Source organism: Tetragenococcus halophilus subsp. halophilus DSM 20339 (assembly GCF_003841405.1).
GTDB classification, from domain to species: domain Bacteria; phylum Bacillota; class Bacilli; order Lactobacillales; family Enterococcaceae; genus Tetragenococcus; species Tetragenococcus halophilus.
Genome location: NZ_PXYA01000001.1, coordinates 679,071 through 696,057, shown reverse-complemented (window position 1 = coordinate 696,057; position 16,987 = coordinate 679,071). Strand labels below are relative to the sequence as shown.

11 protein-coding genes are annotated in these 16,987 nt (G+C 31.1%); 10 read left to right on the top strand and 1 reads right to left on the bottom strand.

The features are described from left to right. Nucleotides 1-323: 323 nt before the first annotated feature. Entirely contained in the window at nucleotides 324-551 is a 228-nt protein-coding gene (locus C7K42_RS03235; protein ID WP_103099819.1) for a hypothetical protein, read from the top strand. An 88-nt stretch (nucleotides 552-639) separates the two neighbouring features. On the opposite strand, the gene C7K42_RS03230 is transcribed toward C7K42_RS03235, so the two are convergent. Then, nucleotides 640-2,589, bottom strand: coding sequence for a CDP-glycerol glycerophosphotransferase family protein (locus C7K42_RS03230; protein ID WP_103099818.1), 1,950 nt, complete (start codon nucleotides 2,587-2,589; stop codon nucleotides 640-642). Nucleotides 2,590-2,761: 172 nt separating this feature from the next. Here C7K42_RS03230 and C7K42_RS03225 point away from each other — a divergent pair, with 172 nt between their 5' ends. From C7K42_RS03225 to C7K42_RS03185, 9 genes are all read left to right on the top strand, one after another. Next, nucleotides 2,762-3,913, top strand: a complete 1,152-nt coding sequence (locus tag C7K42_RS03225; RefSeq protein WP_200811707.1) for a CDP-glycerol glycerophosphotransferase family protein — start codon at nucleotides 2,762-2,764, stop codon at nucleotides 3,911-3,913. Beyond that, nucleotides 3,903-4,649 (top strand): WecB/TagA/CpsF family glycosyltransferase, encoded by a 747-nt coding sequence (locus tag C7K42_RS03220; protein ID WP_103099816.1) that lies wholly within the window; start codon nucleotides 3,903-3,905, stop codon nucleotides 4,647-4,649. Before C7K42_RS03225 ends, C7K42_RS03220 begins: the two co-directional genes overlap by 11 nt. Then, a complete protein-coding gene (locus C7K42_RS03215) occupies nucleotides 4,630-5,814 on the top strand; it encodes a CDP-glycerol glycerophosphotransferase family protein (RefSeq protein ID WP_103099815.1) in 1,185 nt (394 codons plus the stop codon). Before C7K42_RS03220 ends, C7K42_RS03215 begins: the two co-directional genes overlap by 20 nt. Before the next feature lie 116 nt (nucleotides 5,815-5,930). After that, a protein-coding gene (locus C7K42_RS03210; RefSeq protein ID WP_103092152.1) for an IS3 family transposase occupies nucleotides 5,931-7,072 on the top strand; the annotation gives its coding sequence in 2 pieces (ribosomal slippage) (nucleotides 5,931-6,162 and nucleotides 6,162-7,072; 1,143 coding nt in all). Between the two features lie 227 nt (nucleotides 7,073-7,299). Beyond that, nucleotides 7,300-9,876, top strand: a complete 2,577-nt coding sequence (locus C7K42_RS03205; protein WP_200811706.1) for a CDP-glycerol glycerophosphotransferase family protein — start codon at nucleotides 7,300-7,302, stop codon at nucleotides 9,874-9,876. Between the two features lie 105 nt (nucleotides 9,877-9,981). After that, on the top strand, nucleotides 9,982-12,282 hold the full coding sequence (locus tag C7K42_RS03200) for a CDP-glycerol glycerophosphotransferase family protein (protein ID WP_103099812.1): 2,301 nt from the start codon (nucleotides 9,982-9,984) through the stop codon (nucleotides 12,280-12,282). A 479-nt stretch (nucleotides 12,283-12,761) separates the two neighbouring features. Further along, nucleotides 12,762-13,586, top strand: a complete 825-nt coding sequence (locus C7K42_RS03195; RefSeq protein WP_159459083.1) for an acyltransferase — start codon at nucleotides 12,762-12,764, stop codon at nucleotides 13,584-13,586. A gap of 41 nt (nucleotides 13,587-13,627) precedes the next feature. Further along, the gene (locus C7K42_RS03190; RefSeq protein WP_103099810.1) at nucleotides 13,628-14,182 is read left to right on the top strand and encodes a hypothetical protein; all 555 of its coding nucleotides are present in this window, start codon (nucleotides 13,628-13,630) and stop codon (nucleotides 14,180-14,182) included. Nucleotides 14,183-14,196: 14 nt separating this feature from the next. Beyond that, the gene (locus C7K42_RS03185; protein ID WP_103099809.1) at nucleotides 14,197-16,953 is read left to right on the top strand and encodes a CDP-glycerol glycerophosphotransferase family protein; all 2,757 of its coding nucleotides are present in this window, start codon (nucleotides 14,197-14,199) and stop codon (nucleotides 16,951-16,953) included. The last annotated feature ends 34 nt before the right edge of the window (nucleotides 16,954-16,987 follow it).

Here is a 16,987-nt window from a genome sequence, read left to right as displayed (position 1 = left end):
TTATTGAACCGCCGTATACGGAACCGTACGTACGGTGGTGTGAGAGGTCGACTAATCAATTAATGGTTAGTCTCCTACTCGATTAATTGATTTGCAGTCTAAAAAGTTCGTCCATCTTTATCAATTGGTCTATATTTTTTCATATTGAAAAAAAGAAAATATAAGCTGAAAAAAATAATAAACCCTAAAATTGGTATATATGACCTTTGGATTTGATAAATTTAAAAACTTTTTTTATAAAAAACCTTGTATGTTTAATATATACATGTTAAATATATATTATAGTAACGGTTTCATAATCTTTGGTTAGGGGGTTAAATGTAATGAATACACTAGAAAATATCCAAGTTGGGGAACGTTATAAAGTCCAACCCAGTCATTTTCATCGAACTTTCATTGGAAATGTAAAGAGTGTGGATGGAGCAAGCATTGTTTTTGAAGTGGAGAATTATGAGCTTGTTGACCAGGAGAAAATAGACGATAGTCGATTAGTAACTGTAGATATTGCAGATGTGAAATATCCAATGAGCAATAATTATTTCTTTAGTTGAAAGTCTGAATAAAAGGTATGTTATAAAAACCTCCTTCCTAAGATAATGGAAGAAGGTTTTTACTTTTCGCACTCGTTGTAGGTATTGTTCACAATTCTTCTAGCACTTGAAAAATTCTTTGGCAGGCATTGCTATCATAATATGGATACAGTTGGGTTTTGACAATATCCACATAAGCTGATTCCAGGCGATTATCTTCTGTAGCCTCCTGAATTGCAGGAAGTAATTGTTCTTTTGTTGCAAAAATAGGGCCTGGCAAAAATAGATGGCTACTTTCTAAATTTTCTTTGATTTCTTTTTGGTCATTATCAAATTGAAAGTACAGCACTTTTCTTCTTTGGATGGCAAAATCCAGTCCTACACTTGAATAGTCCGTAATTAAAACCCCGTGTTTTTTTAATAAATGATGAACCGTTTGGTCTCCTGCATTTAAAATATTGACAAAATTTGAGTGAAATAAATCTTTATATTTTTGAAAATTATTGTGTAAATAAAAATTAATCGTTAGACCATTTTCTTTTACCAATTTTTCCAATGCTGGATCCGAAATCAAATCGGAGTAGTAACCAAAAAAAGTTGTTTGCTGGAATTCTTCACTGGTAAGTTTGTCTTGATCTTTTCTCCAACTGGGCATAATCAATATTTTTCTTTTAAATAGGCGATTTTTTATCAGATTCGTTTTCTTCAGTAAATCATCAAAACGGGCTAATCCAGTGATCTTTATATCTTCAGGCGGATAGTATAATTGCTCATGTATTTGCTGTAGCTCTCTTTGAGAAGAAACCACAATTTTGTCCGTTAACTTTGGATTTGTTTTTCTTCCGTAAAAAGGTTCCATATTCTTTGCAGCCGTAATACCATGTTGCAAGAATATTTTTTTCATAGCGTTTTTTTTAGCTTCTAGTTCTTTTGAGAAAAAGGGAAGTACATAATTAGATGCATGAGTATGCATAAGGTAAGTAGCTTCAAAGAGTAAACGAATGTGTTCTTTGCTTTTATAAATGACAACATGATCCATATAAGGCTTGAGCTTTTTTAAATCTTTAGAATCGTCAGTGATTATATAATAAGGGACAAATTTATTTTGTTTTGTCATTAAATACCGAAAGAAATAAAAACCATTATCTTGTGCCTTATAGGGATACTCACAAACTAAAACGATTTTGTTGTCCTTCATTTCTGTAGTGTTCAATAATGATTGGTATTCCTTGTAAGATTCATTATCTAGAAGTGCTATTCGAGTAGACAGATTACCATTTATTGTTTGGTACAAAAAAAGCGATGACATTTTTTCAACTGAGTAAGAACACCATATTTCTGTTTCGATCCTTTCTGAAAAAGGAATGCGAAATTTATAATTTGTGACTGAACCTTGTTTGATTTTAATTGTAAAATAAAAATCCACTAATGTAGTATCAAATTCATTATAATTAAAAAATGGACGTAGCATTTTAAAAAATAATTCTGGTGAGATATGAAAAACACAATTATTTTGATAAACATTTGGCTGGATTCTTATAGAATCTATTTGTGTGTTCGTGATTTCTAGTGTATATTCTTCTTGTCGATTAAGCAGTACAAGATTCGCCTTCGATAAGGGGGCAAATTTGCTTTGGATGGACAAGGTGAATTCAATATTATTATTTACAGTATTTATCGTTACTGGTTCATTTGATAGATAATAACTTCTAGCGGACGGTTTTTGATTGATACTCATTCGAATTTTGTTGTCTAAGCTAATATAGGCGTAAAAAATGCTTTTATCGCTTGTTAAGGTTAACGATTGGCCAAATTCAACATCAAACTTGGTTCCGTCGATTTCTTGTTTATTGTCAGTATAATAAATAAATAATCGTGTTCTATTTTCTTTAGCACAAAGTAAAAGCAGTTGTTCGGCGCTAATTGACCAAGTGGTTGCTGTAAGTTTTTTAAAAAACTTTGATTGATCACCTAAGCAAACTCTTAAATTAGATAAATCTGTTTTTTCTGTATGAATGATAAATTCGTTTTGTTCAATATAGAGGGTTAGTTTCTCCATTAGAATGTCCTCTCTTGTCTCAAGTAATATGTTAAACTCATTATAGCTTTTTTAGCGAACAAAATTAAGCGAATAAAGTGAATTTAAAATTTTTTTACTATAAAGAAGAATTTATTTTTGTGTTGTTTTCAGTTAAAATTAGAAAGAATAAATGGATCAAAGGGGTGAGTTTGTGAGTAATCCACTTGTTTTAGCGAGTAAAGAAATCTATCTTAAACTTGTGCATCGTGCCAGTAGAAAAGTAAAAAAAGAAAATGACAAGATTGTATTTTTACTTAGTTTTTCTACATCGAGTAAATATGCCTTACAGTTGCTTTATGAAAACTTTCCGAACCAGCTGGTGGTTTGTTATACCAGAGACAGTAAAATGATAGCAATGGGTTACCAAAAAAAGGGATGTGCTATTTTTGATATTGATGATTTTTCTATATTATTAAAAGAAATTGTCCCTATTGTCAGCGGTAGTCGGTTGGTCTTTTGTGATAATTATTTTGCTTTTTTAGCAGGAATTTCATTTTTTTCGCGTACAAAAGTTGTTCAACTTTGGCATGCTAATGGGGCTATTAAGAGTTTCGGTCTTGAAGCAAAATATACAGAAAATGTCACGAAAACAGATAAAAAAAGATATATGAACGTTTATGATAAGTTTACTCATTATGTCGTCAGCTCCAAAAAAATGACGAGCATTTTTGCCGAAAATTACCATCAAAAAATTAATACATTGCCTTTTGGTTATTTACCAACGGATCTTTTTTTTGACCGGTCTTGGGTAGATAAAGCAAAGAAATCGTTTTCTTCTTATTACCCTAACAATAAGAAAACGATTTTGTATGTCCCCACATACAGAGAAAGAGAAAAGAAAATTCCTTTAGATTTTTCTAATTTACAACGGCAATTGGGTAATGAATGGCAAATTATGGTAAAGTTACATCCGCATGATAAAGATCATGACGAAATAATTAATGAGCCCAATATTATAACTGATTTCTATAATTTGGATTTAGTTCAGTTATTACCATCAGTAGATTGTTTAATTACGGATTATTCATCCGTTCCTTTTGAATATTCTCTAGCCAATCCTAAAGGAAAAATGATTTTCTTTTGTTTTGACTATGAGGAATATGACAAAGAGGTAGGCATTGAGAAGGATTTCATGGAATGGGCGCCTGGAGAAGTCGTTCAAACAGAAGAGGCATTGATTTCTGCTGTTAAACATTCAAAAAATCAGAGTTTTTCTTCGTTTAATCAATTATGGAATGAGTATGTAACTGGAGATGCAGGGCAGAGATTACTAAAATGGGTGAAAAAAATATATGATAACTGAAGAGATTTGGGGTTTCCCTGTAGATGCTATTACCTATGATGATATTATCAACGATTTGCCAAAGTATATGCAGGCTGGAAAAAAAATGAGTGCGATTAGTGTGAATCCTCAGGTGATTGTGGAAAGTCAGAACTACTCGATGATAAACCAGTTTATTAAGCAAAGTACACATCGTATTCCAGACGGTATTGGTGTAGTGTTAGTGTCTAAATTAACGGCAGGTAAAATAAAAGAACGTGTAGCAGGGATTGAGTTAATGCAGCGTTTTTTAGCCTATGCAGATCTTAATAAAAAAAGTGTATTTTTCTATGGCGCAAGACCTGAAGTTGTCTCAGATGCTGCTGTAAAAGTGAAACAAGATTATCCAAATTTAACACTTAGTGGTACAATTGACGGGTATACAAAGCTGACTGAAGCAGAAGTCGTGGCCAATATTAATAAAGCAAATCCGGATTTTTTATTTGTAGCATTGGGATTTCCAAAACAGGAAGAGTGGCTTGCTAGAAATATTCCGTATTTGAATGTATCTATTTTTCAAGATGTAGGCGGAAGCTTAGATGTATTGAGCGGACATGTGAAACGTGCCCCTAAGATATTTATTCGGTGTCATTTGGAATGGTTATACCGATCATTGAGCGATCCGAAAAGGTTGCGACGGATTACGCAGTTACCAGTATTTGTATTTAAAAGTTTATGGTGGAAGGTAAGAACAAGCAATGATAAAAAAGATTATTAGTAAAATCTACAAAATTATTTTTAATTTTACAGCGTCCGTTTTTCCTATTCAAGAAAATCTTGTATTATTTGAAACGTTCAATGGAAAACTTCCTTCGGATAATCCTTGTGCGATTTATCAAGAATTGGTTAAGCATGTAGATAAAAATAATTTATATTGGGGAATAAAAAAAAGAGAGCTAGATGAAGCAAGACGTCAATATCCTGAGTTAAATCTGATTCCCCGTTTTTCTGTTAAGTGGTTATGGATGACTACTAGGGCAAATTTTTGGGTATTTAATTCAAGAATGCCGCAATGGTTAAAAAAAAATGCCGGAACAATATATATTCAAACTTGGCATGGAACGCCTTTGAAAAAACTGGGTTCTGATATTCAAGAAGTAGCGATGCCAGGCACCAATACGGAGCAATATAAAAATAATTTCATTTTTGAAGCGAGCCGTTGGAATTATTTAATCGCACCAAACGAATATTCTGAACATATTTTTAAACATGCTTTTCAATTTCAAAATGACATACTAGAAACTGGCTATCCGCGAAATGATGAACTAGTGAATAATAGAAATAAACAAAGTTTGCAAAATGAATTGAAAGAAAAAATTATCGGGAAGAAGGAAGGAAGGGTTATCCTTTACGCGCCAACTTGGCGTGATGATTATTTTATCAAAAAAGGAATCTATAAATTTTATATGCCCTTTGACTTAAAGAAACTATTAAATTGTTTGGATCAAGAAGACACCTTGGTTATTCGTCCTCACTATTTAGTTGGAGATTCAATCGACACTGAAGGGTTTGAAGATCGAGTGAAAGTATGCGTACATGAAAATATCAATGAACTTTATTTGATCAGTGATTTATTAATTACAGATTATTCTTCTGTTATGTTTGATTTTGCAATACTACGACGACCTATGTTGTTTTATCCTTATGATATAGCTCATTACAAAGAGAAATTACGTGGTTTTTATTTTGATTATAACAAGGTACCAGGCCCTATAGCTGAAGATGAAGAAAGTTTTTATGATTTATTGCGGCAATATAGCTCAAAAAAAATAGTTTCTCATTTGACAGAACAAGTTGAAAATTTTGCCAGAGTGTACACATCCTGGGAAAGGGGAGAGGCTTCAAAACAGATTGCAGAATTAATTGAAAAAAAGATGCATTAATTTTTGTTAACAAAATGAATAAGAAATATATTATTGGGTTTTAAGTGGTTGGTGTTAGGTTAGTTTTATGGACACATTTTTGTAGAGTACTATAATATTCTATGAAAGGATGTTCAATGATGGCAAAACAATACAACCAAGAAACAAGAGAATTGATTCTTCAATTAAATGAACAAGGACAAAGTGTTCCTTCTTTGGCACGTGAATATGGGATTTCAGAAGCAACGATATATAACTGGAAAAAAGCGTATACCCCGGATGAAGAAACCGGCAAAAGTCAGGCAGATATTCATCAAATGGAGAAGGAAATGCATCGTATGAAACAGGAGATTGATATCCTAAAAAAAGCTATCACCATATTCACGAAAGAGTAAGTAATGACACGTTGATTTATGAAATTATTGATAAAGAGCGTCAAGAATACCCCGTACGAACATTAACGAACGTACTCGAGGTATCAAAGTCAACTTACTATGCCTCCAAGAACCGTTGTCCGAGCCAAAGGAGCCAAAAGAACGAACAATTAAAAAAAGAAATTCTACAAAATTACGAGAAAAGCAAGCGCCGTTATGGCGCACCTAAGATCACGCATCAATTAATACAGTCAGGATGGAAAGTCAGTCTAAAGCGCGTGCAACGATTGATGCGAGAACTTGGCATTCACTCGATTATTCGAAAAAAATATCGTCCAGCAAGCAATCATGAAAAAGTGGAATCCCGTGAGAACCTCTTAAAACAAGATTTCTCTACGACTTCGATTAACCAAAAATGGAGTGCAGATATTACCTATATTCATACCCAAAAAGAAGGCTGGACCTATTTAGCTTCTGTCATGGACTTGTATTCTCGTAAAATTATTGGCTATTCTTATGGCAAACAAATGACAACTTCAATTGTGGTGAATGCTTTTCAGCAAGCCATGCAAAATCAACAATTAAAAGATGGTAAGGGACTCATCTTACAAACAGATTTAGGCACGCAATATACGAGCTATGAATTTGAAAATCTTCTCCTTCAGTATCACATCAATCATTCTTACAGTCGCAAAGGAACGCCCTATGATAATTCAGGGATTGAATCTTTTCATGCGACCTTGAAAAAGGAAGAAGTTTATTTGAAGCACTATAAAAATTTTGACGATGCCCGTCTCGCTTTATTCCAATATATTAATGGTTGGTACAATCGCGAACGGATTCATGGGAATATCAACTATCTGACGCCCCAGCAAGCGGAAGATCAAGCAAAAATGTTGGCGTAGGTCTAGAGCTTCCTACACATTTTTTTGAGGAACTTATCCACGAGGCCTTCTCGTCATCGTTTCCGCTTAATGTCAAATACGTTTTTCCATTTGATATTAAGCGGAAATGATGACATTCTCTAGAGTGGATTCGTTTCGAAAAAAGACTCTCGAAAAATGTGTCCAGAATATTGACGTAAATCCATTAAGTAGTTAAAATATATTTATAATTTGAAGGTGGGTAATTCTTGTTAAGTAAAGTGAAACGTATTTTACGCAGAAAATTTGAACTATATGATCTTAAATTAAATAAAGAAAATCTTGTCATGCAATTTAAATTGGATAATTTTATTATTTTTAATAATAAAGACTTTTATTTAAAACTAAACGGTTCTAATATTTCTTATAGCTTTAAGAAAATTTCACAAAATATAGTGGAAGCTCAAGTAGATACACGATTTTTAAATAATAATAATACTTTTGATTTCTATTATAAAAGTAAAAAGTTATGGTTGGTTATGTCTAAAGAAGTAGACGATGTTTTTGAAATAAATGACAGAATATACATAGGAAAAGTAGATAAGAGTCTTATGTTAAATAAATATAAGACAGATTATAACTTATTTGGGCAATGGGAAAATGCAAGTATACGTCAGTTAAATGAAGAATATATAAGCTTCGAATTTGAAACTAACTTAGATTCAATTATTTTGTTAAATAGTACAAGACAGATCGAAATCCCTGTATTTAACAATAAAATGTCTTTATCTAAGATACAAACCGAAGTAGAAGACCAGCAATACTATGTATATCTTGTATTTGATGGCAAAATGTATTCTTCTCATTTTGTGAATAGAGATGAAACGTATTATTTAATGATGAATTATGAATGGTTAAATAATCGACTATTTATCTCTACTAGTCATTATGAAGTACCTTCGTTAAAGGTATCCTCTATGTTAAATGAGGTTTCGTTAAATATTAATGTAAAAATAGAAGACAAATTATTTGATAACAATTATCAATTTAGTTCTTTTGCAATTATTGATAGTGATTTAACAAATTTAGAGTATCTACCGTCTACTGATGTTAAAGGAAATCTTAATGGAAGCTTGATAATAGATACTTTTGAGACTTTGAATAAGAAAAAACTATTAATGGTCTTTTATAATACACTCAAAGGTAATAAAATTTATTGTTTATTGGATAGCAAAAATAAAGTAAATATTACTGATTACTATTCCTTTGAAGGGCAAATTTATCAACTGAATTTAAAAAAGGAAAATGGAATAACAATTACTAGCACTAAGCCTAAATTTAGGGCGGGAGTAAATGCAGTAAATGATCAAGTACTAAGTATTTATTTTGAACCAAGTAAGATATATGAACGATTTCAATACTATCTAACCTTTGAGGAAAGAGCCTCGCAAAATAGTTATCATATCGCAATTGAAAGAGGAGAGCGAGACATAGAAATTCCCTATGATAAGCTGGAAACTTTAAAAACTCTTCCTAAAAATGTAGTAGATATATTTATTTCCATTTTCGATAATCAAGACTTAATTCGTAAGGAGAAAATTAAATTTAAAGAAGAGGTTTATAAGAAAGATAGCTACCTTACTTTGAGGAAAAAAGAGATTAATGATAAAAAAGTATACTATATGTTTACATTAACTCCTTTTAAAAATATAAAGGTAGAATCATTTGAAATAACGGACAAACAATACCAAATCTTAGAGAATGGGAAAAAGTCCGATAAGATATGGTTGATAGGTGAAAGAACAGATACTGCTCAAGATAATGGCATTCAACTTTTTAAATGGTTACAAGATAATACAGATGTTGAAGTATATTACGTTATTGATGAGCTGTCTGAAGATTTTAAACGTATTAAGCATTTACAAAATATAATAATATTTGGTTCACAAAAACACTATGAAGTTGCTGCGAAGGCTAATGTATTAATCTCTACTCATGATTTAGAAAATATACTTCCCTATAAAACGGCTCGAGGTTTTTGGGGGTATGAAAATACTGTGAAAATTTTTTTACAACATGGAGTCCTAGGAAGAAAAAATGTAGAATATCATAAACAGTATTATGATTTGCCTTTCCATTTATTCGATGTTACAAGTAATAGTGAAAAATATAAAATAGTTGTCAATCAATTAGGCTATCAACCTAAAGATGTAGCGGTTACTGGGCTTCCTAGATTTGATAATTTACCATTAAATCCTGATAAGAAAGTAAAAAAAATTTTAATTATGCCAACTTGGAGAGATTGGTTAAATAGTGACTATGCTTTTAATAATAGTGAATATATGCAACAATATTTAAATTTAATAAATGATAAAGAACTTGAAACATTGCTTGATAAATACAATGTAGAAGTCAATTTTTACCCTCATTATAGAGCTCAAGAATTTTTTAAGTATCACTTGGATAATGTGCCAGGAAGAATCCAGTATATTGAATTAGGTGAAAAAACAGTACAAGAATTATTAATTGAACATGATCTTTTAATAACGGATTATAGTAGTATAAGTTTTGATTTTTCTTACATGAATAAACCTGTTATATTTTTTCATTTTGATGTTGAACGCTTTTTTAGAAAAGGTATTCTTAGACCTATAGAAGAAACTTTTATTGGTAAGATTGCTTATAATAGAACTGAGTTAATAAATAATATTGAAGAGATTATAAAAACAAATGATATAATACAAAATGTAGATGGACCTAGTTTATTTGAACATATCGATCATAAAAACAGCGAAAGAGTATATAAAGCTATTTTAAGCAAGATAGATGAAGTACAAGGCTCATAAATAAGGTCCTCCTTCTATGGTATGTAGCTATTTGAAGGGGGCCTTTGAATGGAAAATAAAATTTAGTAAAAGAAAAAGTGTTAATAGTAAGGAATGAACTGAAAAATGATAAAAGTGGTTAAGTTTGATGTTGATTATGGCTATATTAAACAGGAACTACCTGATTTAATAACTTTTCATTTAAATAATCTAATGGAGATAGAAATTGAAAAAACATATTTGGATGGTGACGAGCATGAATTAGCACAGGTAGAACTACCTAACGGTTTAATTAGTATCATAGAAAATGAAACAATATTTTATTATATTCATATAAAAGATAGTAAACTATATATGACGCCGTATATAAACGGTACAACAGAAGGAAGCATAAAATTAAAAATTGAAAACTTTCATAGCCGTTTTGAGGCGAGATTGACGCGATATAGTTATGCTATCATCGATACTTACACGGAACAAATGTGGGAGCTAGGATATGAACCTTTTGTGGTGGGGCGAAAACCATTTCTCCTTAATGAAGAGAATATGTCAGGTGATCCAGCGATTTATTTAAAGATTACTTATGAAAACTGCATAACATTTTTAGAATATACTAATTCTAAATTAGACTTTGCTTTCAAGACAAACATCATTAACTTCCTAACTTCCTCTTCGTTAAAATTGGATTTTCATAGCGCGAACGAATTAGTAATTTGCTATGATAGTTTAAAGCAAACTATACGAGTTAATGACTTAAAACGATTTAAAGATATCAAATTAATTAAAGAATTCAAGTTAGCGGTCAAAGAGGCGATTTACTTAAAAATAAATAACAATTTATACATAATTAACGAACATAATAAAAAATTAAGTATAAAAACAGACGAAGAAAAAGCTCTTTTATTTAAAAGTAGTAACGTAATAGCGAAAAAAAAACAAGACCATATAGAATTGAAGGGCAAAATAAAGTACAACACAAATATACGACCTGATACATTAATTACAAAAGCAGGCATGTTTTTAACAAAATTACATTGGAATGGTGAAAGCTTTTTAGCGAACTTAAGAATTGATAAATTACAAGAATTAGAAAATATCCATAATACAATTTTTGTTGCTATTAATAATAAAAAACTACACCCTTTACACCAGTCTTCTAAATTCAAAGATGAAAAACTTGTTTTACTTTCCTTTAATGTCAATCAACATGCAATAATTTTACGTAGAAATGCTGGTGATAATTTATCGATAGGAAATTTACCTGAATTAAAAATATATAACGCAAATCATAAGTTAAAAATAAAATTTGCTGAAAAAATAGCAAAACTTTACAAAATTTTGAATAAAAACCGCAATATAAATGTTTATTTTGAAAAAGAAGCTTCTAAAGCAGTTGAATCCGGAAAATGCATATTCGAAGCTGTAGCTAAGCAAAAACTTAACTCTAAAAATGTATTTATTTTAGATAAAAGGTCTAAACAATATTCAGAAATGAAGCAAAAGTGGGGGCATAAAATCGTTGAGCGATTTAGTTTCAGAAATTATTTATATGTTTTTATAGCAGATCATTTTATTTCTAGTGAATTAAGTAATCATGTAATTAACACGAGAATTTTTAATGATAAGTTAAATGAGAAAATAAAAATGACTCCTCTTTATTTTTTGCAGCACGGTATTATATTCATGAAACCTCATGATGATCCGAAAATTAGTGGATTTCATAAAAAAAATATGACAAATAATATAGTGAAGTCAGTAGTTAGTTCAGATGTCGAGGCGCAAGAGTTTAATGTTATGGGGTATAATGATTTTGATATAATGAAAACAGGTTTACCAAAGTTAGACGGAGCTAGAGTGAAAAAAGATGCAAAAAAAATAACGTATATGCCAACGTGGAGACCTTGGGAAGAAGGAGAAGTGTTTAATGGCAAGATCACCCAAACTTCTTATTATCAATCATTAATTGATGTCATAGAAGCTTTTGATAAAGCAGGTATGTTAGATAGGTTACAAATCGCTGCTCATAATAAGTTTTCTCAATTTGCTAAGTCCCATTTTAAAAAATATCAAAATATTTTTGTGGAAGACCCAACAGACACGTTAACAAATTCTGCAATTTATATTACCGATATTTCTTCAATTATATTAGATGCCACCTATCATGGGGCCTATCCTATTTTTTATTGGAAAGAGTTTGATTCCATTATTGAGCATTACGGAGGTTCAACGCCAGTTAATGAATATAACGCCCCAGGCACAATTGTTTATTCAGAAAATGAACTAGTTAATACCGTTAAAGAAATTATTGATAAAAATTATGAAATACCTGAAAAAATAGAAGAAAATTATAAAAGAATCAATGAATTTGCTGATAATAAGAACACTCAGCGCGTTATCAATGAACTAATTAAAGATAATGTCTTGTAAATTAATTTTAAAGGGAAGTGGCTATAGAAAATTCAAAATTATGGAAGTTGACCAAGCCGTTACGTCATTTAGGAAAAAATAATTGAAATTGTCTTTCTATATTTGAGTAAAGCTATTTATTTGAGTTGTTTATTTAAAAAAGACGAACTATTTATGTACGCTATCTACAACGATAGATAGGTATAGGTAGTTCGTCTTTTTTTATATTCCAATTTTTATAAATAACAACACTCAATATTAAAAAATTTTTTATGCATTTTGAATATTTTATTTTCTATAACTAATGATATTATTTAAATTACGTCACAAAAATTAAGAAAAATTATCAATTTCCTACATATTGAAGAAACAAAGAATACCAATTTGTTATTTTATGGTAAAATTAAAAATATAATAGAACAATAAAATAAAGCACATATACAGAATAAATAACAACTCTTAAAAAAGCTATGAAAACTTCTGAGAGGTGTAGATGTGAAATGGATACAGTAATAAGATCATTCAGCGAAAAGGAAAGACTAAAAGATAATTTTATTGTAACTGAAGAAGAAAATAATATTCAGCTTAAAGATTCCAAGATTATTTTTAAAGGCACAAATAATTATGTCTTTTTAGATAAAGATGCGCAATTAGTAGATACTACGATTACTTTCCTTGGTAGTAACTCTGTATTGTATATAGACAAGACCAGGAATAATAAAATTCAATTAAAAGCTACATTATATAATGACTCTTTAGTGTCTTTTAATGAGGGTTGTTCCTTTAATAAACCCTTATTTTTAATTGCTTCTGAAGCCAAAGATATTATTGTTGGTAAAGATGTAATGTTTTCTTCGGGATGTTGGATCCGCAATTCTGATGTGCACTTGATATACGATGAATATCAAAGACGGATTAATGAAAGTAAAAGTATTCTTATAGGTGATCACGTATGGATAGGGCAAAATACTTCAATTTTAAAAGGTTCGTATATTGGTTCAGGAGCGATTATAGGGCTTGGGTCCATCGTTGCCAAAAAAATACAATCTAATAGTATTAATGTAGGGAATCCGATTAAACGGATTAGAGAAAATGTTTTTTGGGATAGACAGTCTTCTCACTTCTTTACTGAAGAAGATACGAGACAACATGAATTTTATGAAACAGATTCTTCACAATATATATTTAAAGCCACAGATAATTTGGAAAAATGGTGGGAAAACATTACTGCAAAGCCTACTTTTACCAATCAATCTGAAATTATGGGTTTTATAAAAAAAGTAATACACTTAAGACCGTTGGTTGTATTAGATTCATTAAATTAGTCTTTGGTCCAAAATTCTTTGTTCCTGAAGGGGAAATGACGATGAATAACTTAAGATACTTTGTAGAAGAAAAGAAACTGATTCTTGCATTTACAAGTAATAAATCATCCTATGACTATACAGTTTCTCTAAAGCGTAGCGATAAGCAATTTGATTTTCGACTTATAAGTTATGAAGAATATGACGATTATAATCTTTATCAATTTGCTTGTCCTTTAGCTGAGTTTGCCAAATTTTTACAGGAAAAAGAAAATTCAATGGTAAATTATGAAGACGATATAAATGAAGAAGAGGAAGAAGAGCAAGAGAATAATGAGAAAAGACAAACGTATAAATTTACTATTACAACGCAATATTTAAAATATAACAAAAAATTAGATACAATAAAGCGTGCGGAACATATCGTAAAATTGAATAAGAAAAAGTGGTCCTTGTTTAATTTGGACCATGTTTTTAATGAAGAAAATGATTTAATGTTTGTCCCTTACATTACAAAAAAGGGGGCTTTGGCTCTTTTAGTAAATAAAGAACTTGCGCATAGTCAATATTATCGAAGAAAGACGATTTCTAAAATAAAGTTACAGAAAAAGGATTAAATCTTCAGGGCAATTTGACTACTCGCTTTTTTGATATTGAGAGTGGAGAAATTCAACTCGTTGAAAGAGGTGGCGATCAGTCAATAAGTTTTCCTGTTTCAATTGTTCAAAATAAAAATCAAAAAGAGAACGCTTTTGCACGTAGGCATCATTATAACTGGGACTTACCTATAGCCAAAATAAAATCTTATTTAGAAAACTTAACAAAAAAGGAAGAGCTAAGTATTGATTTCTTCTTTGTTTTATCACTAAAAGGTACAGATCAACCGGTTAGAATTCGGGTGGGGAACCCAAGATTTTTGACGAATTATTTTATGAAGGGTGAAATGGCTATTTTTTCAGAGCAAGAAAATCACTGGCTTTCGGCTGTTCCTTATTTCACTCTGAAAGGCGTGAACCTGTCACTCACTTATAATCAATATGAAAAAGAAGCTTATGATTATTTTCGAAAACATAAAAAGCATTGGAATAGCGTCAAAAAACAAGCAAAGAATCGTGCCGTGTGGATTGTAGGGGAGCGATCTTATAAAGCTCAAGATAATGGCTACCACTTTTTTAAATATTTACGTACAAATCATCCAGAAATTGATGCCTATTATGTCATACAAAGGGATTCTCCTGAACGTAAACATGTTGCTCCATTCGGAAATGTGATTGATTTTGGCTCTAAAGACCACTTTGAAAAAGTCATCCAAGCCGATTATATCTGTGGGACGCATCACCCGGATTCTTTATACCCTATTCGGAGTAGAGAATACATTAAAAATATTTCAGCTAAAAAGATTTTTTTGCAGCATGGTGTTTTCGGAACAAAGAATATCGCTCCCATTTATGCAAAATGGGTGAATGAATTTTATACGGATTTATTTATCACAAGTTCAGAAAAAGAACGGCAAATTGCTATTATCGATATGGGGTACCATGATGAGGAAGTGGTGGCTACAGGTTTAGCTCGGTTGGAAACGCTATTTAAAAATGATATCCCGCTAAAGCGACAAGTTTTAATTATCCCTACTTGGCGAGATTGGATTACGAATAATCAAAATTTTGAAGAAAGTGAGTACTTTAAAAGATACGAAGAATTGCTATTTGATCCACGATTAAAAGAGTTTGCAGAAAAGTTTGGTTTGGAATTAATTTTTTGTCTACATCCTAATATGCAAGATTATGTTCGTTATTTTGAGAATGCTCCTGTAACCGTAATAAAACAAGGTGATCGTGATGTTCAAGATTTAATTAAAGAGAGTATGGTAATGCTTACGGATTACTCGAGTGTTGCATTTGATTTTAGCTTTTTGCACAAACCTGTTGTTTATTACCAATTTGACCGTAATCGATTTTTAGGTAAAAATCCTTCACATCTAGACTTAGATAATGAATTGCCTGGAGATATTGCGTTTGATGAGGATAAGGTTATTGAGTATTTATTTAAAATTGGTGAAAATCAGTTTAAAATGGCAGAGGAATATATAGAAAAAGCAGATAACTTCATTAAGTATCGTGATCGTTATTCAAACGAACGTATATTTAAAGCTATTCAGAATATTCCTAAGCAAAATAAGGTAAAGAAATTTCTTAGAGATGATCCATTAGCTTTAAAAGTTTTTGCTCGGTACAGACGTTCTAAGTACTATTTTCCTACAATGAAATTATTTTATAAATTTTTAAGTCATTTTGGAAAAACAAATGATAGACAAATTGTATTTGAAAGTGGTGTAGGAAAAAGATATGAAGATAGCCCGCGTATGATTTATGAAAAAATGATTGATAATAAGGAAGATTATGATTATATTTGGATCATGAACAATAACGCGCCTTTAAAGGTCAATCCTCATACAAAAATTATCAAACGGCTATCGCCTAGTTACTATAAATATTTAGCTACAAGTAAATATTGGGTGAATAATCAAAACTTTCCTACTTATTTAACAAAACCGAAGCAAACACAATATTTACAAACTTGGCATGGCACTCCTTTGAAGAAGATGCAACATGATCAAGAACAAATCGAAGGTAGAGATGAAGGGTATCTAGCTCGTGTGACTCATGCCAAAAATCAATGGAGCGCGCTGGTATCTCCTTCGCCATATGCGACACAAGCATTTCGCTCCGCCTTCCAATACAATGGTCCTGTCTTAGAATTGGGGTATCCAAGAAACGACGTTTTTTATACACCTCATATCGATGAGAAAAGAGAAAGTATTCGTCGTAAATTGAATATAGCTGAAGATAAAAAAGTAATCTTTTATGCCCCTACTTTTCGCGATAACCAGAAAAAAGGGAAGAAGTTTACTATGAAAAATAAAATTAACTTTCGTATTTTCGAACGTCGTTTGGGAGAGGACTATGTCTTATTAATTAGAGAACATGTTGTAGTAGCGAGTAAGTTAAATATCCCCGAAGAATTTCGCCACAACATTATAAATGTGTCAAAATATCCGGATGTCCAAGAGTTGATGATCGCTTCTGATATGTTAGTTACCGATTACTCTTCGGTAATGTTTGATTATGCAAATACGAATAAACCAATGTATTTTTATTGTTATGACCTGGATGAGTATGATGATATGCGCGGTTTTTACTTTGATTTAGAAGAACAAGCCCCGGGTCCAATTGTAAAAAATACGAGCAATTTATTTCGAGCGATTGCCAAAGGACATCAGTATTGGGATAATTATGGTGAGAAATACCAAGTATTTCAAAATCGTTTTGCTCCTTTAGATGGACCTGACCGAGCAGAAAAAGTTTATAAAGCATTTTTTAAAAGGTGATTAAAAGACTTTAAAAAGTTTCTTAATCACCTGC

Bases quoted from the DNA above. Each gene is read 5' to 3' on its own strand.
- C7K42_RS03235 (WP_103099819.1), top strand. From the start codon at position 324: ATGAATACACTAGAAAATATCCAAGTTGGGGAACGTTATAAAGTCCAA.
- C7K42_RS03230 (WP_103099818.1), bottom strand. From the start codon at position 2,589: ATGGAGAAACTAACCCTCTATATTGAACAAAACGAATTTATCATTCAT.
- C7K42_RS03220 (WP_103099816.1), top strand. From the start codon at position 3,903: ATGATAACTGAAGAGATTTGGGGTTTCCCTGTAGATGCTATTACCTAT.
- C7K42_RS03215 (WP_103099815.1), top strand. From the start codon at position 4,630: ATGATAAAAAAGATTATTAGTAAAATCTACAAAATTATTTTTAATTTT.
- C7K42_RS03200 (WP_103099812.1), top strand. From the start codon at position 9,982: ATGATAAAAGTGGTTAAGTTTGATGTTGATTATGGCTATATTAAACAG.
- C7K42_RS03195 (WP_159459083.1), top strand. From the start codon at position 12,762: ATGGATACAGTAATAAGATCATTCAGCGAAAAGGAAAGACTAAAAGAT.
- C7K42_RS03190 (WP_103099810.1), top strand. From the start codon at position 13,628: ATGAATAACTTAAGATACTTTGTAGAAGAAAAGAAACTGATTCTTGCA.